We start from the raw sequence: 23,956 nt of genomic DNA on the forward strand, positions 1-23,956 counted from the left end.
GAGCTAGGAGTGCAATTAAAAAGCTTTTTGGATACTCATAGCCAAATAAAAGAAATATGTGAAGTTCCTATCAATACTGCATTAATATGTTTGGTTTGGAGTGATCAAGATATAAGGGATCAGTTGCACAAAAACAGCGATGAAGATTTTAATATAAGTCGTTTATATAGTGAAATAATAAACTGGCTTAATAATAGGCATCTAGAACAAAACCAAAATAAATATAAAAATAAAACTGAAGCTAATGATATAGATGAAGTTATAGAACAAGGGCTATTAAGAAGAGAAGGGCAAAATTTTCAATTTATTCATTTAACATTTCAAGAATATCTAGCTGCATGTTATTTAAAAAATCAGTTAACAGATAATAATACAAAACACAAAGCAGCAAGCTTTATAGGTGCGCATAGAAACGAACCGAAATATCTAATGAATCTGAAGTTTCTAGCAGGGGTGGTAAGTAATGAAAATAATCAAGAGTTAATAGAAATATTTTGGGAAGTTGTAACATGTAATATTGATGGAATATTAGAGCTAGGAATTGAAAGAAAGATTATACTCTTAATGCATTTATTAGCTCAAAGCAAAATTAAGGGACAATTTAATAGTAGAATACCGTATTTAAAACAAATACAAGAGTTGATAGATGAGATCGTACTAAAAGATATTACAGATTGGGAACAACATATAATAGATAGCGGATATTTATCGGCAGAGATTGCTAAGCTAATAAATGAGAAATTACGAAACAAAGAAACTATATTTCAAGTATTTAAAACAGCTATAGAAATAATTAATAAATAAAAATACTTCGGGTAATAAAACAAAAATTTATGAAAGATTAATCGGTTTATTAAAAGTTGATGATACGCAATTAAAGAAGCTAGTATTACAAAAATTGGCACATATATTAGATGAGACGATAGATAAGACAGTATTACAGGAAAGCTTTAAAAAAATAATACCATTATTAAATAAAAAGGTATTAAATGAATATGTAAATATAATATTGATTGAAATAATTAATATTATGCCTAATTTAGATATAAAAATATTAAATCAGGTAAAAAAAATTATACAACAAATACTGAGTTACTAAAAGCTTAGTTAAGATAGTAAATACAACACCTAAGCACCCAAGGCATTTAATGCACTGCAAGGATTATTTAATGATCCTATAGAAAATTTCAAGTTCTAGGCAGTTTCAGTTTTAGTTGAAATAGTAAAAGCAAAGCCTAGTTTAGTAAAAGAATTTTTGAACATATTGAAAACACTAATCCGTAATGCTAATTATGTCAAATTTGATACTGTGCAATGTTTAAAATCAGAATAACTATTTGGTAACTCTAATAATGAAATTTTATATCAAGCTACTCGAAGCTTAACTGAAATGCTAAGTGTAATGCATGAACAAGAAGCTTTAAATACACTGCAATATCTACTAAATGATTCTAATATTTATATTAAGGCTACGGCTGTTTTAAGCTTAGAGTTAATATATATTGTCAAGTTTAACATTAGCAATATTTAGTATATTGAAAGAAGTATTAAACGATTCCGGCAACGAAGTCAAAATTGTAGTTATTTGGAGCTTAACTGAAACAGTACGTATAAATCCTAGTTTAGCCCAAGAGACATTAAAAATATTGAATACACTACTTAATAACCCTAGTAATTATATTGAATTCACAATCGCCAAAATCCTAGGTTGGATAATACAAATAAACCCCAATATATCACATGACGCATCTAAAATACTGAAAAATCTATTTAGTAATTCTGACAAATCTGAGTCTGCTTTAAGTTTAGTTGAATTAGGAAAGGTAAAACCGGTAGAAGAAGCATTTAAAGTGTTCAAAGATATACTCAGTGACCCTTATGTTGACAGATATGCCTAAGTATGAAGCTACTTGGAATTTAATTGAAATATTAAAAGTAATGTTAGTTAATAAAGGAGGTCATAAACAATTTCATGAATTATTAAAAATAATTTACTTAACTAAAATTGAAGCATTCCAATTTGATGAAGATTTACACACAAAGGCAAACACCACTCTACACAATAACCGATTACATCACTCAAGAATATGAAAAAAGTAAAAATCCTGAAGTAATAGAATGGTTTATTGTGAGTTTTAACTAATTACCGAACATAAGCGAAACGCAAATCTTTTTAAAAGAAATATGTAAAAGCATATTAAAGAGCGGTGTGATAAATGAGTTAGAGAGTAAGTTTATTTTAAATGGTATAAAGAAATATAATTTTACTTTTACAGTATCGGTTAGTAAAGCACCGGGAATAGAAGGCAAGATAATATTTGAAGATAGAAACTATGAAACATTTACAACCGATAATTCAGCAAGCAAAATAGTAAGTTTAGAGGAGTTTGTAACTAAATTACTTGCAGAAACAGACGATCCGTTAGCAGAATGATATAAAACACATAAACCTATATTCCTAAACAAAGGATTAGCTCTTAAAATAGCAGCAAGTGATATTAATTACGTAAGTAGTATTACAAATTAAAATACCAAATTTTTTACTGAAAAATATCTTTTATCTTATGCAGGTGATAATAAAGATCAGTTCGTAATGTTGTTAGAAAAAAGAAGTATTTTCGGTGATCATCGAATATATAAATTTGGTGAGGATCATTTAAAGAAAATAGCCACGATTTATCCAGCAGAAATTAACACAGAACTAAGAGGGCAACTATTTAACGAATTAGCAGCCCAAGAACAATGTGATTGTTTTATTAAGAATGAAAAGCTTAAGCCTGAAGAAGAAAAACAGATATTTAAACATAGTAGTAAGCTGAAGTTTGCAAGTGAAATAATTCAAGATGCAAAAATAAGGTTGAAAACCAGTAATTTTAAATTACTAGATGCCGGGGCAAATAAAAGATTAGATGCCTATGACATTAAGATAGATAGCCACAATAAAACACTAAAAGCTAGTGGCACAATACAAAAAGCAGAAATCTTTAGAGAAATTGAAAGTTTAGCACAAGCAAGCCCATTATTATACGATTACTGTAATGCATTTTATTGGAATATAAAAATATCATAAATGCTTGCTGTATTGCTGAAACTAAAATATTTAAAAATAATATTAATGAGCAAGAGGGTATAATAAAAATATTAGCAAAAGGTATAGATTTAATAACGCAAAGTTTCTTAGATAGATATATTAACAGATTTGGCTTGCAGTATAGTAGCAGCAAGGCATGAGAGAAAGCATGGAAATAAAGTAATTAGTATAAACGATATTATTCGCAATAAAATTGGAATAGAAGATTTAGACGATAACTTAAAGAAAATAGTTATTATTAAAACACAAGAACGTAGAAACGAAATAATAAATCTTTCAAAAACACCTATATCAAATTCTGATTCTACTAGATTTCGAGCTAATATAAAAGAATTAGGTAATGTAGTTAAAGAATTTGGGCTTTCTAAAGCTATAGAAAGACATGATCAGGACAATATAGCTGTGCAACTAGCTTTAAAGGACTCTATTTTATTTATTGAATCTTTATATACAAACCGTGATTATATATTGAATGAAAAAAGTGATATATTTTTTAGAAGAAGATAATATAAAGAAGAAAGTTTTTGGCAGATAAGCTTTATACGGGATAAGCAATAACAGCACTAATAAAACATAATGAAGTTGCTTAAATACCAAAAGGTTAAAATTATTATGCTTCTTTAGGATTAAAAAGCCATTTATTATTACAATTTTTTAATTTTTGTTTTAATTGTAATCAACTATTATTAATAAAAATAAGAAATGACTTTTATGGAAGATTTAAGCTCTTGGAAAGAAAAGTTTGAAACTTGCGTTTACGCTAAAAAACTATTAGACAACATCGAATATTTAAACGCTAAAGTAAAAAATCCTGTTGATATACAAGAAGTGAAAAAAGGTATCTATTACGCTCGCAAGTATCACGGCTTACAAATACGTCAATTAGGCGATCCTTATTATTCTCACCCGATTGAAGTAGCGATTATGCTCGTAGAGTTTGTAGACGAAGAAGCTCCTAAGCTTTATAATGCTATTATGCTGCAAGCTGCTTTACTGCATGACACTATTGAAGATACAGCACTGACTGAAGAAGTAATCACTACAATTTTTGGACCGGAAGTAGCAAAGCACGTAGAGAGTTTAACTAGAATAAAACCTTACGGAAAAATAAGTAGTGAGGAAAGTCTGAATTTGCTAGTTAGACAAAAAAGATATGATATAGTATTAATAAAGTTCTTTGACAGAATGCATAATTTACAAACTTTAGGTGCTAAATCACCTGAAAAAATGAGGAAAGTTTAATGAGTTTTGTAAAAATTGCTGTGTATATAGAGGCACATGAAATAAAACAACAATAATTAAACTGTGCTACAAATAAATTCTGATGAATAATTTCTGCAGGGCTATAATTAAAAGTATTTTTTAATATATTAGTACAATAAATATATTATACATAAAATGCTACAGGACCTGTACAATCTAATAAAAAAACGCTATAATAGTTTTAATATTACTTTTATCTTCTTAGGATCAATATTAACTTGTTCTAAAGTTTTTCTTAAATATCGTTTAGCATACACAAACTCCGGTGTCTCTCTAAGCGCAGTTCTCCCGATGATTCCACTATAGTGATTCCAGCACCGATTAAAAAAGCTATACGCCAACTAAAACCAAATGAAGTAACTAAAGAAGCTAAGCATAATGCTCCAAAACCACCTAATATACAAAAACTATCTAAAGTTGCTACAGTTGGATATTGTACAGGTGGTTTAATAAATTCAGTTAAATATACATCTGCTCCTATTACTTTTCCCATTGAGGACATGCCTTGTGCCATACGGCATGCTATCGTAATCCATGTAGCTACAATTCCTGTTTTATCATAAGTTGAAGATTTACCATAATAAAACAAGCTATAGTAATAAGCAAAGTAGTTATTATTATAGTTGATTTTCTTCCTATATTATCACCAAGCCAACCAAAGATTAATGCTCCTATCGGTCTAAATATATATGTTGAACATAATGCAGCTGCTTCATAGATTAGAGCAGTCTGAGGATCAGCTTGAGGAAAAGCTCGCTGAGAGGCACTGCCATATGTACATATAAATATAAATCAAAATATTCAGGAAAAGTTCCAATAGACAAAATACCTCATGCTTGTTTTTGTTCTCTATTTAAACTTGTTGGTGCTTTCTCATAGCCGAGCATAAATTCTTTATAAAAAATTAAATTGTAAAGAAATCTATACTGTTTTATATAAAAGTCAATAGGGAAAATCAGAAAGTGAAGTGCAACTTATTATTAATTTATGTTATCCATTTTGTCAATATAATTGCACTAGTTTAAAGTGGTATGTCCGTGTACCTGAGCATTCATCACAAGCCCAAAGCCGATTAGCATGGATGCGATCATTGTTCCGCCGTAAGAAATAAACGGTAGCGGTACGCCTACTACGGGAAGCAAGCCCATAACCATAGCTATATTAATAAATACGTGACTAAATAAGATTGAGGTAATACCTATTACCATTAATTTACTAAAAATCTCTCGGCAATTTGCGGCAATTAATAAAGAAATAGTTATAAGTGCAAAATATAATATTAGTAAAAATATTCCTCCTATAAAGCCGAACTCTTCAGCGAAGGTAGCAAAGATAAAGTCAGTTTGATGTTCGGGAAGAAAATCCAAATGGCTTTGGCTACCTTGATTTAAACCGCGTCCAAATAGGCTACCTGAACCTATAGCGATTTTAGACTGAATAATATTATAACTAGCACCGAGCGGATCATGTTCGGGATCTAAAAAAACCATTACCCGTTTTTTTTGATAATCATACATCATATTCCAAGCGATAGGTAGGCTAATAAGAGCAGCAAGACCTAGTATTATAAAATATTTTATTCTAAAACCTGCCGCAAAAAATATAATTGCCGCAACAATTAAAACAATCATTCCCGTACCTAAATCTGGTTCTCTAATTATTAGAAAAGCCGGTATGAAAACTCCTATAATCGGTATAATAACTTTATGAAATTTTGTAAGATCATCAATTGTTAGTGAATGGAAATATCTAGCAAGCATTAGTACAACGGCGATTTTTATCGGTTCAGAAGGTTGAAGCTTAACTATACCGATATCAATCCATCTTTTACCGCCCATGGCAGTTGAGCCGAAAAGCTCCACGGCTACTAGTAAAGCGAGTACGCACAAATAAAAGATACACGATAACCTAAATATTATGCGTAAATCAATTAATGCAATAATAATAGCTAAAGGCAAGAATATACAAAAATTTATAATTTGTTTGTAAGCCCAGGGCTGCAAATTGCTATTTGCTGCAGAATAAAGCACAATGAAACCAATACAGCAAATTAAGCTAATTAGTAAAATTAAAGTAATCGGTAATTTTTGTAATTGTTCTAGATAATTTTTATGCATTGTTTTTGTATTCAGTAGAGGTGTTGTATGTCATTCCTGCAATAAATCTGCTAACTAAACCTCAACATCAAACACCTTAAAAATAAATACTAATTCGTCAGCTATTTCTTTCAGATAATCAAAACGACCAGCAGAACCTTTATGTCCCGTATCCATATTTGTTTTTAATAATAAGGGATTGTTGTCCATTTTTAGTGCTCGTAATTTTGCTACCCATTTAGCAGGTTCCCAGTAACCTACACGTGGGTCGGATATACCGCAAGTAACGAATAGAGCAGGGTAGTTTTGTGCTTTTACGTTATCATAAGGGGAATATGATTTAATATATTCAAAATATTCTTTCTCTTTCGGATTACCCCACTCATTATATTCCAAGAGAGTTAACGGTAAGCTTTCGTCAAGCATGGTACTCAAAACATCAACAAACGGTACATGCGCGATTGCTGCTCTATAGATTTCCGGTTTTTCGTTGAGTATGTAACCGATTAACATACCGCCGGCACTACCGCCCATTATTACTATGTTGTTGTTACTTGTATATTGCTCGTTAATTAAAGTTCTACTACAGGCTATGAAGTCTTCAAATGTTCTTTTTTTGGTTAAAAACTTAGCAGCTTCATACCAATCATGACCTAGATCATCGCCACCTCTAATATGAGCAACTGCGTAAATAAAACCGCGATCGGCAAGTGTCACTGCTGTATTTCTAAAATTGACGGGCATAGCGATGCCATAAGCACCGTAACCCATTAGATATAAAGGATTTGAACCGTCTTTTTTAAATAAAGATTTTTTATAAAACAAGGTTATAGGTACTTTTACATCTTCATTATCTGCAAATATTCTCTCTACTTTATACTCCTCCGGGTTAAAGCCTGAAGGTATTTCGTGGCTCTTTAATATCGTTAATTTATCGCTATTAAAATCGTAGCTATAAGTGGTATTGGGTCTTGCTAGAGAAGAGTAATCTATTCTGATATCGTCTTCCTCAAAGTTTGTAGAAAAACTACTTGCTTGGAAACTTTCGTCGGGAAAATGAATTGTGTTTTCTTGTAAATCTTTAAACCGCTTTATTTTAATGAGCGGTAAACCTTGGTCACGATAGTTTAAGATTAAATAATTATTTGTAACATTAAAGCTTTTTAAATATTTGTCTTGTTCTTCCTTAATATAAATATCATCCCAATCATCCCAGCTAGTATTTTCAAAATTATTTACCGGCAGTTTTATAACATGGAAATTTTTAGCTTTATAATTAGTTTTAATATAAAAATAATCGCCATTATATTCTATTTCATAGAATATTTTGTTTTCTGCAGCTCGTACTAATTTAGGCGTAAAACTGTCATCCTGCATAGAAATTACGTAAATTTCATTTTCATTATGATCGCCTGAATTTATAAAAATATATTCATGACTTGCTGATTTCTTGCAGCTGATAAAATGAAGAGGGTTTTTTACCTTGAATATTAATTTATCCTGAGTGACCTCTTCACCTAGACGGTGAAACATTACCTTATTCCAGCGTTGATTCTCATTAATAGTAATATAGAAAAAGCCGTTTAAGTGTTCATGCCAAATTATAGTAGGAGCTACAGCTAAATCTCGATCGCTTGATACAAGCGAATTTTGCGGCATTCGCCTATGCTCACGTACATTTGTACGTTCCGCAGGCTTTTCCTGAAATTCATCTTGTCTGAAGCGATCGAGATTTAGCTGTACATTGCCTAATTCATCAGGTAAGTATTTTTGTTCTTTAAGGTTGTATATTTTGATATTGTATTGTTCATTACCTGTAAAATTAACACTATAAGCCATTAAATTGTGATCAGGTGACATTGCAACTGTAGCAACATCAGTAAAACCGCTATTTGGAGCAAGAAGGTTGACATCTAATATTACTTCTTCCGCTGAATCCATATTATTATGCTTTCTGCAATATATCGGATAATTTTTATTCTCCTCTACTCTATGGTAATAGTAATAATCTTTGTTCTTAACATAAACCGATTCATCGTCTAATTTAACCCGTCCTTTTAATTCTTCAAAAATCTTTTCCTTATCATTTTGCAGATCAGCAAAGAAATTTTCGGTATATTGATTCTCAGCTTTTAAATAATCTAAAATTTTAGAGTCTTCTACATTTGGCCACTTAGGATCACGCAGCCAGTGATAATCATCGTTTATTGTTGCTTCGTGAACTTCAAAGCTGTAATTTTGTTTGTCTGTTATTGGTGGTTTCATGTTTTTTATTTTTTTGTGTTGTTATGCCTAAAGTCGTCATTGTGAGGAGCCGTAGGCGACGCGGCAATCTAGTAAAATAATAAAAAATTCTGTAATCAGAATTGTTTACTAGATTGCTTCGTTGAAACTTACAGTTTCTTCGCGCAATGACGATTTTGGTATCTATACAACAATGACATCGAATTATTGTAGTGTTAAAATCAAACTAATTAATAGGAATAATACAATCAATATAGCAGTTTGCTGATTATGCCAAGCAGATATTTTACTTAAAATATTATCCCAAATAACCTTAAAATTAAGATATTCTGCCGCATCTTCGTTATTGTCTGCCGTTTCTTTATATTTATCGATACTGAAATATATAAATTTTTCAATATATTGGTATAGGTCAAGGTTTATGTTTTCTGTCGAAATGCGTGGTATTTTTCTAAATATTAAAGCCAATAACAGTGAGATTGCAAGGATTACTAGCTTAAAGTTAGCAGTATGTGATATTTGAATAGGGTAGAATAAACATATGCATAAAGTTATGATGCAGAAAGAGAGGTAGGTTATAGTTCTGATGTCATTCCCGCGAAAGCGGGAATCCAGAAATATTATAAAGCTTTTATTTTTAAGGTTTTTACTGGATTCCTGCTTTCGTAGGAATGACATAAAGAGAGACAGGAATGGCGTAGAACTCTCCATCAACAACCCAAATAATACGGTACAAGTCGCTATCTTGGAAAATAGCATTACACTATTCTCGTTTAAAATATTAGCTATTTCATCTTTAATATAAGAAGAACTAATAGGCAGTATAGATGTATAGATCAATATACTAATAACAAATCCGCTTAATAAAATAAAATTAATTTGAGTATTCTGAAGATCTTGGTAATTTTTAATATCATATTCATCTTCTATATAAGCGAAATATAAAGCAAATAATCCGTTATATAATATATGTATGAATATAAAGCTTGTAATAAGATAAGCTATATTTGGAGAGTTTATGCTAATAGCCGTTAAAATAAAACCAAGCTGTGATATGGTAAGATAACATATTAATCGTTTAAGTTTTTTTTCAATTAGAGAAAATACTAATCCGTAAATGATCATTGATATCCCAAAAAACTTTAATATCTCAAGACCGCTAAATAATTTTAAAATGATAATTAAAATAACTTTAGTAGTAAAACTAATTAAATATACAATACCGCTACTTGAAGCTATAGGATAGCAATGAACCACCCAGCCGTTTACAAAAATAGCCGAGGCATTAATTAAACAACCTGCAAGTATGAATACTGCTGGTAACTCAAAATTATTTACTGATTCCGTTAAAGAAGTAAAAGTCGTATTACTTGTTGTTTGGATTAGAAGAGTTATACCGATTAAGATTAGTCCGCTGCTGAATAAATGAGTGAGGAAATATTGACGTGCCGGTTTTATCTTTAATTGGTCACAAAAAATAATTATGCAGGCAAAAATCGTCATGAATTCAAGCGAGATTATCATGGCAATAAAATCAGCTGCAAATACGCATATAATAGAGGATAAACAGTATAAACTACCGATTAAGCATTCTAATTTTCTATTTTGGGAAATTGTATAAAGATTTAAGATAGTAGTAACAATTAGAAATGCTAGAGCTATTAGCTGATTTTGTGGGTGAAAATCAAACATAAGCTCAAAATTAGTAAGCGGCAATGTACACTTGGTATTTTGAATAAACATTTTAATCCTTAGAAGAAACTGTTAAAACCTCTAGTCCCTGGATTCTTTTAAAGTCTTTTACATTTAGAGTTAATATCGGAAAACCTTTTGTAATAGCCGTTGCTGCAATAAGCATATCATGAGTTCCTATAGTTATACGTTGTGTGTATAAATCATGAGTAATACGTGCATATGTATATACTTCTTCAATACCGAAAGGTAATATAGTAAACAGACTTTTTACGTATTCTATAAAAGCTAAACATTTTATACGTTTATTCTCATTCTTGACTCTATCTACTCCTATTAATAGTTCAGTTAACACAATAGGGCTAATATAAGTCTGACCGTAATGTGACCATTGCTTAGTACTTACCTTTCCTCTTGCTAAAGCTATGATTATAGCAGTATCAATAATTAATCCCATCTTTCAACCAATTTTTTAATATCTTGTTTAGTATTGCGTCTTATTTCTTCGAGATTTTTCATGAATTGATCAGCATCTTCAGGATCAAGATGTGGACCATTTTTAAAAGCTTCCTCTAAGTCTCTTACTGCTACAGAAGGCTTGATTTCTGCAGGTGTAATCCTTGCTACGATATGATTACCTTTTTGAACGTCAAAGCTTTCGCCTTTATAGTAAACTCTATTCATAATATCTGAAAAAGATCGTACAAATTCTGTTGCTCTAATAATTTGTGTCATATTTATACTCAAAAATAATTACCATATGTATACCTTTGATACTTCAAGATTTGGTACATCAAATTTCGGGATTCGCCTGTGTTCAAGTACTATTGTACGCTGTGTAGGCGCACTGCTTATTTGACTTCCAACTTTTGAAGTATCAAAGGTATACATATTATATGATTATGTGTAGATTATGTAAATATGTTTATGTAATATAAGCTAAAAATTCTCTGATTAAGATTTGAATAAAATAGAAAAGAGTTACGGCACAGCAGCACATTATTATACTAATTTGTATAGAGTAGGGGAGTGGTTTTGTTACGCTAGATTCTACTAAAGAAGGTTTATAAATAGAGCTTAATATTTTGAGCAGGTAAAGGCTTGAGAATATACTACTAGCTATTACGACAATCATAACAATGATTTGATTCTGTTCGCTTGCGGCAAGTAATATTGAGAATTTGCTAATAAATCCGCTAAAGATAGGTATACCGATTAATGATAATGAAGAGATAGATATAATACAAGAAATTAAAGGAAATTCTTTGGATGTACCATGTAAATTCTGTACTTGATCGGTTTTCTTTAAACTGTAAATACTTCCCATACTATAAAATAAGCAGATTTTTGTAAAAGAATGTGAAACTAAATGGAGTATTGCGGCTCCAAGTGCCTTAGGTGTTAACATGAAAGCACTAAGCAATGCAAGGCTTAATTGGTTCATAGTGGAGTAGGCGAGTATTTTTTTGATATTATCCGTGTCTAGGGCTTTGATTGAGCTATAAAATATGCTTACTATCGGTATAAAAATTAACCAGTTAAACTCGGCAAATATCATTTGTAAATATGATAAACCGAATATATATAATAGGATTTTGTAAATACAAAATAATCCGGTTTTAACCACTATTACGGCATGCAGCAAACTACTAATGGGGTAATGTGCAACCATTGCAGCAGGAAGCCATGAATGCACCGGAAAAATTGCAGTTTTAGCAATACCGCAAATAAACATTAACAATAAAATAATTGACTGGTTTTTGGAAAAATAATTTTCTACTAAACTCCCACTTGCAAAATCTCCGTTACCGGTTTTAGTATAAATAATTATTACTGCCGGTAAAAATAATATTGTGGCAGAAATCATCAGAATTTTTAGATATTTATATAACCCTCTAAGTACTATATTATTTTTGGTATGTCCTATTAAAAAAGCTGTAGAAATAGTTAAAAGCTCATAGCAAATAAACATCGTGAATAAGTTGCTGGATAAAGCAATTAAAACACCGATTATAATAGTTAAGTTAAAGAAAAATAAGAATCTAGAAGAATAGTCTATATTATTAATAGCAAGATATTTGGGAGTGTAAAGTAAAGCACAAATCCATAAAAAGCCTATTAAGCTTAAGAAAATAAGCCCTAAAGGTTCAAGATGGAATCCTATAGAGTAATTACTGAATATATTAAATTCAAATCCTGCTCTAATACCTTTTAAAAACAACCAGTCTATAATTAAAATATTACCGAAGAAAAAAATAGCGATAGTAATAAGTAAAAAATTACGTATAAAGCTATCTTTTTGAGTGGCATACGGGCTAGTTAAGTTTAATGCACCAACTAGCAAAGTTGATAGAATCAAAAGACTCGGAGTAGTAAATTGTGTAATCATGATAAGCTGTTATACTTTTTTTGACTTTTTTTGATAGTATGGTTAGAGCATTACCTGTATGGCTTTCTATGTCATGCCTAGCTAAAAGTGGGAATCCAGAAAAAGCGAGATAAATCGTGCTTTTAGTTTTAAAAACTTACTGTGTTTATATTTTTTAATTACTGGATTCCCGCTTTCGCGGGAATGACAATAGTACCATTTTATAATGGTAAAATAACGATCCTACGGAGCTAAGTAAAATTATAATAAAATCTAATAGTAGATTTTGTGTTAATAATAATTCAAGAATATTTACTTTGATAAAAAATAATGGACTGATAGGTAAGCCACAGCTGCACATAATAGCAATTATTATTAAAACTTTGTTAGGCTCTCTTTTATAGCTTTCATTATAAGCCTCTATCAAGAAAAGAGCTATTTTATTTATACTATCCGCAAGTAATAAACTTGGTAAAACTATTATACCGTTTTCGGTTACGTATAATAAAAATACGTAACCTATTTGAGTGCAACATGAATAAATTATAATATTCTTGAAATCTTTTGTTTGGTAAGCAAAATACGGGGCTATAATAAGAGTAGCTAAAGCGATAGGTTTTATAAAATTTGTAATAGCCGTTTTAATTGTCTCATAGCCTATAATAATATAAGTAAATTTATATATTATATATATTCCTATTATAGTAGAAATCCCTGCTAAATATACTAAAATAACTGAAGCCGTGTTATTATAAGCTCTCATCATCCAAAAATGCATAGGGAAAAAAGCTGTTTTTAAAATAGCACCTATTAAGAAAAAACCGATAGCTATAGTAATTATACGGGAATTAGTATGTTCTTGTAAATACGCTGCAATTTCTGCCATATTCAAACTACCCGTAATGCTTAGCAAAAATCCTATAGATATAAGAATAAGAGTTGCACCGATACTACCTATTATCAAATAATCAAAAGCTCCGATTAAAGATTTTGGATTATTACCTGAGGCTATCAGGACATAGCTACTAAGTGCCGAAATCTCTATAAATATATATAGATTAAAAAAATCGTGAGTAGCAATCATCCCTAAATAGCCCGTATGAGCGAATAATAATATACCGTAAAATAAAGATTTTCTATTATGGTTTATATATTTTAAGATAGTTTGATTAGTAATCTTATGACAAAAAACTAAGAAGAATAATAAAACCAAGTTAAGATAAATAATAATAGCTTGGTTTAGTGCATTTAGCCGATATTCTATTCCTATTTTTGAAGTCCATCCTCCCATGGTGTAAGATAGCTCCGTATTTTGTATAATGCTATACCCATAAACACTGACCAAAAGGCTAGATAAAATACAAATCGTAGTAATTATTCGTGCAAAGGTAATAAAGCGAAAAGATATTATTGAGAGTAAAGCCCCAAATAAAGGGAATAATATTTGTATGATAGGGACATGGTTAGCTAGAATCATTTATCAAAATTAATTTTATTTTCTGATATTGTACCAAAATGTTTATAAATTTGATATATTAAACTTAAAGCTACGCTAAGAGTAGCAAACCCAACTACTATAGCAGTTAGCATTAATACATGAGGCAAAGGGCTAGTGTAAGTAGTGACGCCCTCTTGGAAAATAGGTACACCGCCTATTTTAATTTTTCCGATACTTAAATAAAATACTAACACCGAACTTTGAAAGATTCCAAGCCCGATAATTTTATGAATATAATTACGACTTGTAAGCATTATAAATAAGCCGCTAGTTAGTAAAATCAAGGCAAAGAAATATATTAAATGATGCATAATTATATTGTTATTGTAAGAAAAGCATTGTTACGTGAATCAGTTTCATCGTCATTGCCGCAATGACGTTGGTAGAAATTAATACGCTTTGAAAGACTGATTAAATACGCATGTGACTTTTTTGCCCTTACGTATAGCGAGCTTAGGAAAAACCTGTTCAAGGATCACCATATTAGGATTATCTTGAGCAAGGCGATAATTTACTAAAGATTCTCGAAGTGAATCATCTACAGCAAAAATACCGGAAATTTCAGCGTTTTTATCTCTAAATTGCAGATAAGTAAACTCACCGTCATCAAAAATTTTAATAGGAGCTATTTCTTCGCTGCCGCTAATATAGTAATTAAAGTTATATTTTTCAGGATGAGTCAGGTCGGGACTTGCTATGGCAGTAGAAAAAGTTTGCATATGACCGCTCATATTGTCATTTTCGTCATCCGGATAAAGAAACTTTACGTTAAAGACCATTTCAGGATCACGCATATCAAGAGTTTCGGCGGCATATAGTTCAAAGAAGTACGTCCGTTTATTAGTAATTAAAGTCATATTAGTAGTAGCATCCGGTTCCATCGGTTTAATAAAAATCCTATGACCGGCAGGTACTATTTGCCATGAAGTAGTATCTCCCATAGAAATACTTACTATTTCCTCGTCTCTTGCTAGTTCTATACTTGCTTGATAGCCGTAATATCCTGTGAATTTGAAAACATCGTCAGGGTTATAAGTCATAACTCTTAGACGTGGGTCTCGACCTAGAGGTCGTGATATAGTAAGAGCAAATACATCTAATGTAAGTATTATAAAAGTACAAAATATTATTAGTTGCTTCATATTATTTCTGATTTTTATTCCTTAATAACTTTAGCTTGTAACTAGTAACGGTAAAATTGAACGGCATATCAGGTGATGTATTTGTACTGATAGAATCCATTATAAATCCGATTCTTGCTTCCCATACCATATTTTCTAAAATTGCATCCGTACTATTTTTTGCCAATGATTCAAAAGTAACAACTGCCTCGTTATCGTTTATATTGTTAATTGATAATATATTAATTGAGCGTCTATATAGTTTTTGATATCTTATGACCGGTGATAATGGGTTATCAATATTCATAAAATTAGCAAATTGCATATAAACAATACTCGTAGAAGCATTTTTGATAAAGGTAAATTGTTCTTTTAATATATCGTAATTGTATTCTTCTCGTTGCTTTACATAATTCTGAAGCATAATATTTGCAATAGAGATATAAGGATTTGTTAATGTTGAATGTTTAGTATTAGTAACGGCAGCTTGTTTTGCAGCATCATCTTTTATTAAATAACTTACTTTTTTGTTTATAGGTAGCAATATATTGATATTTATACAAATTAAGGTTAATAATAAGGTAAAAATCGTGCATATTAAAAGCAGAAGACTTCTATGACTTAATGGTAAGATATACTTAAAATTATACCATTTTTCTTGCATCAATAAAATATTCACCGGATTTTATATATTCTTGTATTGCGTTGGTTAATGGGTCCATAATTACTAGATTAATATCTAATTTTATTCTGTTTTAAAACTCTATCATAATTATTATAATATGATTATGATTTGTTAATTTAATGTTATTTAAGCTATAAAATAAGTTTATATTGTTGCTACAATACCAAATATTTAACTTTAAAATTAAAATAAATAAATTATAAATTAAAATTATACAATAACAATTATTGATGGTAGTTATTATGTTATACTCGTCCTACTTGAAAAATTGGCGACAATGTCTTATAAGTCCGCAGGTAGCCACGTATTAAGTATACGTTCTTCTTCTAAGCTGAACTTCGTATAACTACTCTTTATTTACTTCAGAGTATAATAGTTTACAATCTTTTTAATATTTTTTTATATTTATAAATAGATTTTTTCAAAAAATGCTTGTGAACTATTGTATAGTAAGGTAATTTTAAAATAGTAACAAGATAATTTAATAATGTATAATTAGAATGTTAAAATCATTAAAGCTTCTATTAGTATTAATTATGCTTGCTCAATTGTTGTCATGTACCCCTTCAGCTCCTTATGAAATTAAAAGCCCGTGTGTTTCTGCTGATATAGATGATGGCTCGAGTGTAAGCGTAAATCCTTGTATAAGAAGACCTGTTAATTCAGTAAATATAGTATAAAAGTAATAGTTTTACACAATAAAAATGTAATAATAAAAATACCTTTGATATGAATAATATATTTGGCTTCTTTAAATCAAGGAATAACTCGCAAGTCGGTTCAGGAGATGCACAAACACAAGAAAGTATTAAATCGGCTAATCCTTTAAAAATTACTCAGAATTGGTATGAAGAGCGATCTGATAAGTTACTTGTTCAACGTAACTTACTTATCATATTAATAATACTACTAACTGTTTTTATGGTTATAGCAACTTTAGTAATAGCCTTTGTAGTAAAATCTAAACAGTTTGAGCCTTTTGTTATTCAGCTTAATAGTAGTACCGGACGTGCCTCGGTGGTAGAACCTATTTCATCACCAGTGTTAACGGCGGATGAGTCTCTTACAAGGTATTTTATAAAGAAATACATAACGGCACGGGAAACATATAATCCGGTTGATTTTGCAACGATAGCTCGTACGACAATAAGATTATTTTCAACAAGCAGTGTTTATTACAATTATCTTGGCTATATAAGAAATAAAGATTTTGATCCTACTTTAAAATATAAAGAAGAGAATACTACATTTTTAGTAATAAAATCATGGTCAAAAATCGCAGCAGATAAATATATAGTTAGATTTTCCGTAAATGAAACATCAGGAAACCAATTAGTTTATAATAAAATAGCGGTAGTAAGTTATGCTTATGTGCCTATGCAATTAACAGATTCAGAACTTGATGTAAATCCTGTAGGGTTTCAAGTGAACGGATATAGGGTAGACGATGACAATAGTTAGATTTTATTTTTTAGTTTTTATATTATTAAGCGGTTTTACAGTACAACGAGAATGTCCACTTGTAGATGATCCATGTAATAGTAGTAATAATTATGTAGATGATTTATCTATAACTAAAGATAATAGGATAAAAACTTATATATATAATCCAAATGAAGTTTATTTATTAGTTTTGCATTTTGGCTTTCAATCGCATATAGAATTTGCTAAAAACGAAGAAATCCAAAATATAATTCTTGGGGATGCTTATGCTTGGAAAATAACTCCTTTGGCAAATAGATTATTTATTAAGCCTCTTGAAAAAGATATTCGTACAAATATGACTATTATCACTAATAAAAGAATATATGAATTTGATATCGCTTCTACGGAACTTATGATGGGTAACGAAAGGGATTTAGTATATGTAATTAAATTTTACTACCCTAAGAAAAATAGTAATTACATGGTAAGATTTTAATCGATGTCATTTCTGTGTAGATACGTCATTGCGAGCAGCCGTAGGCTGCGTGGCAATCTCATGAAATAATACAAACTCCTGAGATTGCGGACTTACAATTGCTCTGCGGTTCCTCGCAATGACGGAAAACCAATCCACGCAACAATGACAATAAAAATACTTTAACTAATATAATTTAGATATGGCTGAAGAGCAAAATAACAATCATAATACCGATTCTTTATCAGGAGCAGATTTTCCTGAAGTACAAAGAGAATTATCAAAAGTTTCGGTTAGCTTTAATAAGAGTATTGCGATAGTAGTCGTAATTTGTGGTATTTTTATATATATTTTTTATACTCTTTTTTTCGGTACTGAAAAAGAAGAAGTACTGGAGACTCAGATGCCAAGTAATATTGTAAAACCTGTTACGGAGGTTGATGATAATATTCCGGAGATTCCAAAGTTACCTGATCCGCCTAAGCTTGAGATGCCCACTGCTCCTCCACCGCCTCCTCCTCCGGTAGTAAAAGTTCCACCGGTCTTACCTCCTACTACTCCTGTAGAAGAGAATAAAGATAAAACACTTCCATTGCCGTCGGTTTCGTTGCCTTCGACTTCAGGAACGTTAGTTGAGAGTGATGCAGAGAAGCAACGTCGTGAAGCAAAAAGAAAATCAGCGATAGTGTTAATTGGTGGTGTAGAGCCTAAAAAAACACCGGAACAGATTACGGCAGAAGCAACCTTTAAAGATCGCGGTGATATGTCTTTGGTTCTCGGACGCGGTAAATTAATTGATGCAGTTCTTGAAACGGCAATAAATAGTGATCTCGGCGGTGAAATAAGAGCCATTATTAGTAGAGACGTATTTTCTGAGAAAGATAAAGTTATATTGATACCGAAAGGATCAAAAATATTCGGTAAATATGCAACCTCAACTTCTTCAGATAGTTACGGTAGAGTTTCTATAATATGGGATAGAATCGATTTAACTAACGGTTATACTATAGAATTCGACTCACCTGCAGTTGATAATTTAGGTAGACCGGGATTACAAGGAAGAGTTGATAATAAATATAAAGAACAATTTGCAAATGCCGTATTACAATCCGGCTTTAATATAGGGCTTGCTAAAGTCCTTGATAAGTTAGTGCCGCCTCCTATAGCTTCTCAGGCAGCGGCTACCAATAGTGCTACGGCAAAACAATTATTAAATACTGCTCAAACTATTGCGTCTAATACCGCTATGGATGCAAATACTAGGATAGTTACAATTTGTACTAATATACTTGCTGCTATTACCGATAAAACTTCGACTGCTTATACTACTATGACTCAAGCATGTACAACCGCACAAACTGCTTCTTCAGCGAATACTGCTGAGCAGAGACTTCAAACCTTAGTACAGGCAGTTAATACGGCAGCTTCAAGTTTGCTTACTACTACCTCTATAGCATCAACTCCGACGCAAGCACAACAAGCTTCTACTCAAGCTTTTACGGATGTAACGAATGTTGTAAAAAATATGATAACTCAGCAGCAGTTTAAGCCGACGACAACGGTTAATCAAGGTACGTCGGTTAGAATATACGTTAATAAGGATTATAAATTCCCAAAATCCGTTTTATTAAAATCGAAGGTAGTGAAATGAGTGAAGAATTTGCAGCCTTAGAGACGTTTTTACTTCCTTTTAAAAATTTATTTGCTGAAGACGGTATTAACGAAATTATGGTTAATAAGCCCGGAGAAGTATGGGTTGAAAAAAAAGGCGATATATATTCTAAGCAAATACCGGAACTGGATAGCGAACATCTACTTGCATTAGGGAGTTTAGTAGCTCAATCTACCGAACAGATGATTTCAGAAGAAAAACCGCTTCTTTCGGCAACTTTGCCGAATGGCTACCGTATTCAAATAGTATTTCCTCCTGCTTGTGAGATAGGACAAATCATTTATGCTATAAGAAAGCCTAGCGGTATGAATCTAACTTTAGATGAATATGCTAAAATGGGGGCATTTGATGATACTGCAACAGAGAGTTTAATAGATGAAGATGCAGTAATTTTAAATAATTTCTTAGCTGAAAAAAAGATTAAAGAATTTATTAGACATGCAGTTGTTTCAAAGAAAAATATCATAATTAGCGGCGGTACTTCAACCGGTAAAACTACTTTTACTAATGCGGCACTCACTGAAATACCTGCAATAGAAAGATTAATTACTGTAGAAGATGCTCGTGAGGTTGTGCTATCAAGCCATCCTAACAGAGTGCATTTACTGGCTTCCAAAGGAGGACAGGGGCGTGCAAATGTTACTACTCAAGATTTAATAGAGGCCTGTTTGCGTTTAAGACCAGATAGGATTATAGTAGGTGAGCTTCGAGGTAAGGAAGCTTTTAGTTTTTTGCGTGCTATTAATACAGGCCATCCCGGTTCAATATCAACACTGCATGCTGATAGTCCTGCTATGGCTATTGAGCAGTTAAAGCTTATGGTTATGCAAGCAGATCTTGGTATGCCGCCTGAAGAAGTAAAGAAGTATATTTTAACCGTTGTAGATATCGTTGTGCAGTTAAAACGCGGTAGCGGCGGGAAAAGATATGTTTCGGAAGTATATTATAAGAAGAACAAGAACGCTGAGGGGATGATTTAAAAACGTTATTGCGAGGAAATTACGAAGTAATTGACGAAGCAATCTCAGGACACAATCCTGAGATTGCCACGCTCCTTTTAGTTGCTCGTAATGACGTAAAAATGACTCCACGCAAAAACTAATATATAAGCATAAACTAGGAATATCAATTCATGGAATGGCATAAGATACTTAAAGTTACTAGAAATATATTCGGTCATGCTATAATTCATCCGGTTGTTATTTTTTGTACCATTTGGATAAGTGGTGCATTTGTTGCAATTTTTACTAATGAGGTTGGAGCTTTAGGTGTAAATATAAATGCTATAAATATTGCTTATAAGTGGGCTTACTGGCTTATTAACGTTTGGGGGCAGTTAAAAATTGCCGACTATAATTATTTAAAATTGAAGCTACTTGCCTCTCTTCTCAGTCCAGCTATTATTGTTATAATATTTTACATTAAAAATTTTGAAAGAATAAAATCATTACAATTTTTCAAACAAGATGAAAAAGTATATGGAGATGCAAGCTGGGCTAATCCGTCAGATATAGAGGCTGCAGGTCTTAGATCTAAGAAAGGTATGCTGATCGGTGTTGATGCCGGTGGATATTTTGTTGCAGACGGGTTCCAGCATGCTTTATTATTTGCTCCTACCGGTTCAGGTAAAGGTGTAGGGTTTGTGATACCTAACTTGTTATTTTGGAGTGATTCGGTAGTAGTGCATGACATAAAGCTCGAAAATCACGGGTTGACAAGTGGTTGGCGTGAGAAGCAAGGGCAGAAAGTTTTTGTATGGGAGCCTTCTAATCCTGATGGTATTACTCATTGTTATAATCCGATTGATTGGGTTAGTACTAAGCCTGGGCAAATGGTTGATGACGTTCAAAAAATTTCAAATCTTATAATGCCGGAAAAGGATTTTTGGAATAATGAGGCACGAAGCTTATTTTTAGGCGTAACTCTATATTTAATAGCCGATCCTACTAAAACTAAATCTTTCGGTGAAGTAGTGCGTACTATGAGGAGTGACGACGTAGTTTATAATCTAGCGGTCGTACTCGATACGCTTGGTGGTGTAATACATCCTGTTGCATATATGAATATTGCTGCATTTTTGCAAAAAGCCGATAAAGAGCGTTCCGGCGTAATATCTACAATGAACTCATCGCTTGAATTATGGGCAAATCCACTTATTGATTCAGCTACAGCATCTTCTGATTTCAATATACAAGAATTTAAAAAAGTAAAAACAACCGTATATGTAGGGTTAACACCCGATAATATACAGCGTTTACAAAAATTAATGCAGGTGTTTTATCAGCAGGCGACAGAATTTTTAAGCCGCAAAATGCCGGATTTAAAGGAAGAGCCGTATGGAGTAATGTTCTTACTTGACGAGTTCCCGACGCTCGGGAAGATGGATACTTTTAAAGCCGGTATAGCTTATTTTAGAGGTTATAGAGTTCGTTTATTTTTAATTATTCAAGATACACAGCAGTTAAAAGGAACATATGAAGATGCAGGAATGAATTCTTTCTTATCTAATGCAACATATCGTATTACTTTTGCCGCTAATAACTATGAAACGGCAAATTTAATATCACAGCTTGTCGGTAATAAGACGGTAGAACAAAGATCATTTAGTAAACCTTTATTTTTTGATCTTAATATTTCTACTAGAACTCAAAACGTTTCTCAGGTTCAAAGAGCTTTACTTTTACCTCAAGAAGTAATACAGTTACCGAGAGATGAGCAAATTGTTTTAATAGAATCCTTTCCGCCTATAAAATCTCGTAAAATTAAGTATTACGAAGATAAGTTTTTTACTAGTAGATTATTACCGCCGACTTTTGTACCTACTCAAGTACCTTTTGACCCTAGGGCAAATAATAATGAGGCTTCTGAAGAGACCGAAACAATAACTGTTCCGGAAAATAATGAGTAAAATGCGTTCAGCTATTATTGATATCGGTTCAAATGCTTTAAGAGCTGTAGTTTATGAAAGTGATGAGCTTGGAGCGCCGGAAATTTTTAATTATAAATTTAGAAATTATCTTACAAATTTACTTAATTTAGATAATTTAGACGTAAAACATCAAACATATTTATCTCTACAATATCTTATTCATATTTTTACCAAACTGTCCGTTACTAATATTAGATGTGTTGCAACAGCTATACTTAGGGGGCATCCTAAAGCAGATGAATTCAAAGCTATAATTAAAAAGAGATTCAATATTGATATTGAAATTATCTCAGGTGAACGTGAAGCTTATTTAACTGCTGCCGGATTAATTTCCGGTATTAGTGATGCTTTCGGTATTGTAGCTGATCTTGGAGGTGGAAGTCTTGAGCTTGCACAGATTGGAAATAAAAAAGTCGGTAAATTAAAATCATTGCCGCTTGGTACAAAAATTATTGTTAGTAGCAATTTTGGTGATGTCGGGCTTATTACTAAAATGCTAGAGGAAGAATTTGGAACTGCACATTATCCTAATTTATATTTAATTGGCGGTGCATTACGTCTAATGAGCCGTATATACATGGAGTCTATAAATTATCCCCTTAAAAATTTACATAATTTTGAAATAAATCGTGTAGAGTTTGAGTTATATTTAGAGAAATTATCGCAAATCGATAAATTAAAGCTGAGTTATTACGAGCAGAAAGTCATAAATTATAATGCAGTTTTAGTAATAAAAGCAATGATTAAGGTATTTTCACCGGAAAAAATTATTATCTCAAATTACGGTTTAAAAGAAGGAGTAAGATTTGACTCGTTGCCGTCTCATGAAACAGAAAAAGATATTATTTATGAGAGGGTGAAGAGATTAGTAAAATTTGATAGAAATATATGTAAAATTGAAAAATATATTGAAGCAGTACAATATCTTTTAATTAATGCCGATGCCACGACTGTTATTATTATTGAACTCGCTATAATGCTAGCACAATATAATAAAAATATTGATAAAACGCTTAGAGCAAATTTTGTTTCGGAATTTATATTATCTTCAGATATTCCTTTTAGTCATAGACAGCGTCTTATGCTAGGTATTGCCCTTACGGTTACTTATACTGCTAAAACTGACATGCAGATTAATAAAATAGCTAAGAAAATGATTAGTAAAAGTGATTATTACAACAGTCATATAATCGGTTATTATATAAAAATTGCTAGAGAAATTGATGGGCCAGAATTTCAAGAGCCTTCTTTTTCGATTAAATTAAAAGACGATAAATTTTTACAAATTAATGCTTCAAATATCTTGCCTAAACAAGTCTTTGAAAAGGTTTGTGAACGTTTAAAAGATATAAGTTCTGCTAGAAAAAATATTAGGTATAATTTTAGTGATTAGGGTT

27 protein-coding genes and 2 pseudogenes are annotated in these 23,956 nt (G+C 31.5%); 16 read left to right on the top strand and 13 right to left on the bottom strand.

Translation table 11 applies throughout. The features are described 5' to 3' along the window. Positions 1-9 precede the first annotated feature (9 nt). The 9 genes from RJP_RS10270 (at position 10) to RJP_RS02040 (ending at position 4,333) form a co-directional block, all read left to right on the top strand. Positions 10-804, top strand: coding sequence for an NACHT domain-containing protein (locus RJP_RS10270; protein ID WP_225981190.1), 795 nt, complete (start codon positions 10-12; stop codon positions 802-804). A 94-nt stretch (positions 805-898) separates the two neighbouring features. Next, on the top strand, positions 899-1,099 hold the full coding sequence (locus RJP_RS10275) for a hypothetical protein (RefSeq protein ID WP_014014073.1): 201 nt from the start codon (positions 899-901) through the stop codon (positions 1,097-1,099). Between the two features lie 303 nt (positions 1,100-1,402). Then, a complete protein-coding gene (locus tag RJP_RS10980) occupies positions 1,403-1,531 on the top strand; it encodes a hypothetical protein (RefSeq protein WP_269446267.1) in 129 nt (42 codons plus the stop codon). 4 nt (positions 1,532-1,535) lie between these two features. Continuing rightward, positions 1,536-1,898 carry a hypothetical protein gene (locus tag RJP_RS02010; RefSeq protein ID WP_014120641.1) on the top strand — a complete coding sequence of 121 codons (363 nt, stop codon included), beginning with the start codon at positions 1,536-1,538 and terminating at the stop codon, positions 1,896-1,898. Beyond that, positions 1,891-2,091 (top strand): hypothetical protein, encoded by a 201-nt coding sequence (locus RJP_RS02015; RefSeq protein ID WP_151201693.1) that lies wholly within the window; start codon positions 1,891-1,893, stop codon positions 2,089-2,091. The genes RJP_RS02010 and RJP_RS02015 overlap by 8 nt, the downstream gene beginning before the upstream one ends. A gap of 118 nt (positions 2,092-2,209) precedes the next feature. Next, positions 2,210-2,434, top strand: a complete 225-nt coding sequence (locus RJP_RS02020) for a hypothetical protein (protein ID WP_024704484.1) — start codon at positions 2,210-2,212, stop codon at positions 2,432-2,434. A 159-nt stretch (positions 2,435-2,593) separates the two neighbouring features. Beyond that, positions 2,594-3,070 (top strand): hypothetical protein, encoded by a 477-nt coding sequence (locus RJP_RS02025; protein WP_024704485.1) that lies wholly within the window; start codon positions 2,594-2,596, stop codon positions 3,068-3,070. A 129-nt stretch (positions 3,071-3,199) separates the two neighbouring features. Continuing rightward, complete coding sequence (locus RJP_RS02035) at positions 3,200-3,598, top strand: hypothetical protein (protein ID WP_014120642.1); 399 nt, start codon at positions 3,200-3,202, stop codon at positions 3,596-3,598. 204 nt (positions 3,599-3,802) lie between these two features. Further along, positions 3,803-4,333, top strand: coding sequence for an HD domain-containing protein (locus tag RJP_RS02040; protein WP_024704487.1), 531 nt, complete (start codon positions 3,803-3,805; stop codon positions 4,331-4,333). Positions 4,334-4,589: 256 nt separating this feature from the next. Here RJP_RS02040 and RJP_RS10280 read toward each other — a convergent pair whose 3' ends face one another. The 13 genes and pseudogenes from RJP_RS10280 to RJP_RS02095 all read right to left on the bottom strand — a co-directional run bounded on the left by RJP_RS10280 (position 4,590) and on the right by RJP_RS02095 (position 16,095). Continuing rightward, entirely contained in the window at positions 4,590-4,943 is a 354-nt protein-coding gene (locus RJP_RS10280; RefSeq protein ID WP_225981191.1) for an MFS transporter, read from the bottom strand. Then, positions 4,895-5,143 carry an MFS transporter gene (locus RJP_RS11255; protein ID WP_332844260.1) on the bottom strand — a complete coding sequence of 83 codons (249 nt, stop codon included), beginning with the start codon at positions 5,141-5,143 and terminating at the stop codon, positions 4,895-4,897. Before RJP_RS11255 ends, RJP_RS10280 begins: the two co-directional genes overlap by 49 nt. A 227-nt stretch (positions 5,144-5,370) precedes the next feature. Continuing rightward, positions 5,371-6,471 (bottom strand): rod shape-determining protein RodA, encoded by a 1,101-nt coding sequence (gene rodA, locus RJP_RS02050; protein WP_014120643.1) that lies wholly within the window; start codon positions 6,469-6,471, stop codon positions 5,371-5,373. A gap of 54 nt (positions 6,472-6,525) precedes the next feature. Then, positions 6,526-8,715: a prolyl oligopeptidase family serine peptidase gene (locus RJP_RS02055; protein ID WP_014120644.1), complete on the bottom strand. Its 2,190-nt coding sequence runs from the start codon at positions 8,713-8,715 to the stop codon at positions 6,526-6,528. A 183-nt stretch (positions 8,716-8,898) separates the two neighbouring features. Continuing rightward, positions 8,899-10,437 (bottom strand): proton-conducting transporter transmembrane domain-containing protein, encoded by a 1,539-nt coding sequence (locus tag RJP_RS02060; RefSeq protein WP_014120645.1) that lies wholly within the window; start codon positions 10,435-10,437, stop codon positions 8,899-8,901. Position 10,438: 1 nt separating this feature from the next. Beyond that, entirely contained in the window at positions 10,439-10,843 is a 405-nt protein-coding gene (gene vapC, locus RJP_RS02065; protein ID WP_014014082.1) for a ribonuclease VapC, read from the bottom strand. After that, a complete protein-coding gene (gene vapB, locus RJP_RS02070) occupies positions 10,834-11,121 on the bottom strand; it encodes a type II toxin-antitoxin system antitoxin VapB (RefSeq protein WP_014014083.1) in 288 nt (95 codons plus the stop codon). The genes vapC and vapB overlap by 10 nt, the downstream gene beginning before the upstream one ends. 27 nt (positions 11,122-11,148) lie before the next feature. Next, a pseudogene (locus RJP_RS07560) lies at positions 11,149-11,274 on the bottom strand (palindromic element RPE5 domain-containing protein); the annotation flags it as partial. Positions 11,275-11,311: 37 nt separating this feature from the next. Continuing rightward, a complete protein-coding gene (locus RJP_RS02075; RefSeq protein WP_014120647.1) occupies positions 11,312-12,775 on the bottom strand; it encodes a proton-conducting transporter transmembrane domain-containing protein in 1,464 nt (487 codons plus the stop codon). A 154-nt stretch (positions 12,776-12,929) separates the two neighbouring features. Continuing rightward, on the bottom strand, positions 12,930-14,231 hold the full coding sequence (locus RJP_RS02080) for a proton-conducting transporter transmembrane domain-containing protein (RefSeq protein ID WP_014120648.1): 1,302 nt from the start codon (positions 14,229-14,231) through the stop codon (positions 12,930-12,932). Next, on the bottom strand, positions 14,228-14,563 hold the full coding sequence (locus tag RJP_RS02085) for a Na+/H+ antiporter subunit C (protein WP_014120649.1): 336 nt from the start codon (positions 14,561-14,563) through the stop codon (positions 14,228-14,230). Before RJP_RS02085 ends, RJP_RS02080 begins: the two co-directional genes overlap by 4 nt. 78 nt (positions 14,564-14,641) lie before the next feature. Beyond that, positions 14,642-15,394, bottom strand: coding sequence for a P-type conjugative transfer protein VirB9 (gene virB9, locus RJP_RS02090; protein ID WP_014120650.1), 753 nt, complete (start codon positions 15,392-15,394; stop codon positions 14,642-14,644). 1 nt (position 15,395) lies between these two features. Continuing rightward, a pseudogene (locus tag RJP_RS02095) lies at positions 15,396-16,095 on the bottom strand (VirB8 family type IV secretion system protein). A gap of 463 nt (positions 16,096-16,558) precedes the next feature. Here RJP_RS02095 and RJP_RS02100 point away from each other — a divergent pair. The 7 genes from RJP_RS02100 to RJP_RS02130 all read left to right on the top strand — a co-directional run bounded on the left by RJP_RS02100 (position 16,559) and on the right by RJP_RS02130 (position 23,952). Beyond that, the gene (locus RJP_RS02100) at positions 16,559-16,738 is read left to right on the top strand and encodes a DUF2706 domain-containing protein (protein WP_010977041.1); all 180 of its coding nucleotides are present in this window, start codon (positions 16,559-16,561) and stop codon (positions 16,736-16,738) included. A gap of 49 nt (positions 16,739-16,787) precedes the next feature. Then, complete coding sequence (locus RJP_RS02105) at positions 16,788-17,519, top strand: VirB8 family type IV secretion system protein (RefSeq protein ID WP_014120652.1); 732 nt, start codon at positions 16,788-16,790, stop codon at positions 17,517-17,519. Further along, the gene (locus tag RJP_RS02110; protein ID WP_014120653.1) at positions 17,506-17,979 is read left to right on the top strand and encodes a TrbG/VirB9 family P-type conjugative transfer protein; all 474 of its coding nucleotides are present in this window, start codon (positions 17,506-17,508) and stop codon (positions 17,977-17,979) included. The genes RJP_RS02105 and RJP_RS02110 overlap by 14 nt, the downstream gene beginning before the upstream one ends. A gap of 181 nt (positions 17,980-18,160) precedes the next feature. Next, positions 18,161-19,609, top strand: coding sequence for a TraB/TrbI/VirB10 family type IV secretion system protein (locus RJP_RS02115; protein WP_014120654.1), 1,449 nt, complete (start codon positions 18,161-18,163; stop codon positions 19,607-19,609). Next, the gene (gene virB11, locus RJP_RS02120) at positions 19,606-20,610 is read left to right on the top strand and encodes a P-type DNA transfer ATPase VirB11 (RefSeq protein ID WP_014120655.1); all 1,005 of its coding nucleotides are present in this window, start codon (positions 19,606-19,608) and stop codon (positions 20,608-20,610) included. The genes RJP_RS02115 and virB11 overlap by 4 nt, the downstream gene beginning before the upstream one ends. A gap of 152 nt (positions 20,611-20,762) precedes the next feature. Continuing rightward, a complete protein-coding gene (locus RJP_RS02125) occupies positions 20,763-22,538 on the top strand; it encodes a type IV secretory system conjugative DNA transfer family protein (protein WP_014014094.1) in 1,776 nt (591 codons plus the stop codon). A 1-nt stretch (position 22,539) separates the two neighbouring features. After that, positions 22,540-23,952, top strand: a complete 1,413-nt coding sequence (locus RJP_RS02130) for a Ppx/GppA phosphatase family protein (RefSeq protein ID WP_014014095.1) — start codon at positions 22,540-22,542, stop codon at positions 23,950-23,952. Positions 23,953-23,956: the final 4 nt, after the last annotated feature.

Source organism: Rickettsia japonica YH (genome assembly GCF_000283595.1).
Lineage (GTDB): Bacteria > Pseudomonadota > Alphaproteobacteria > Rickettsiales > Rickettsiaceae > Rickettsia > Rickettsia rickettsii.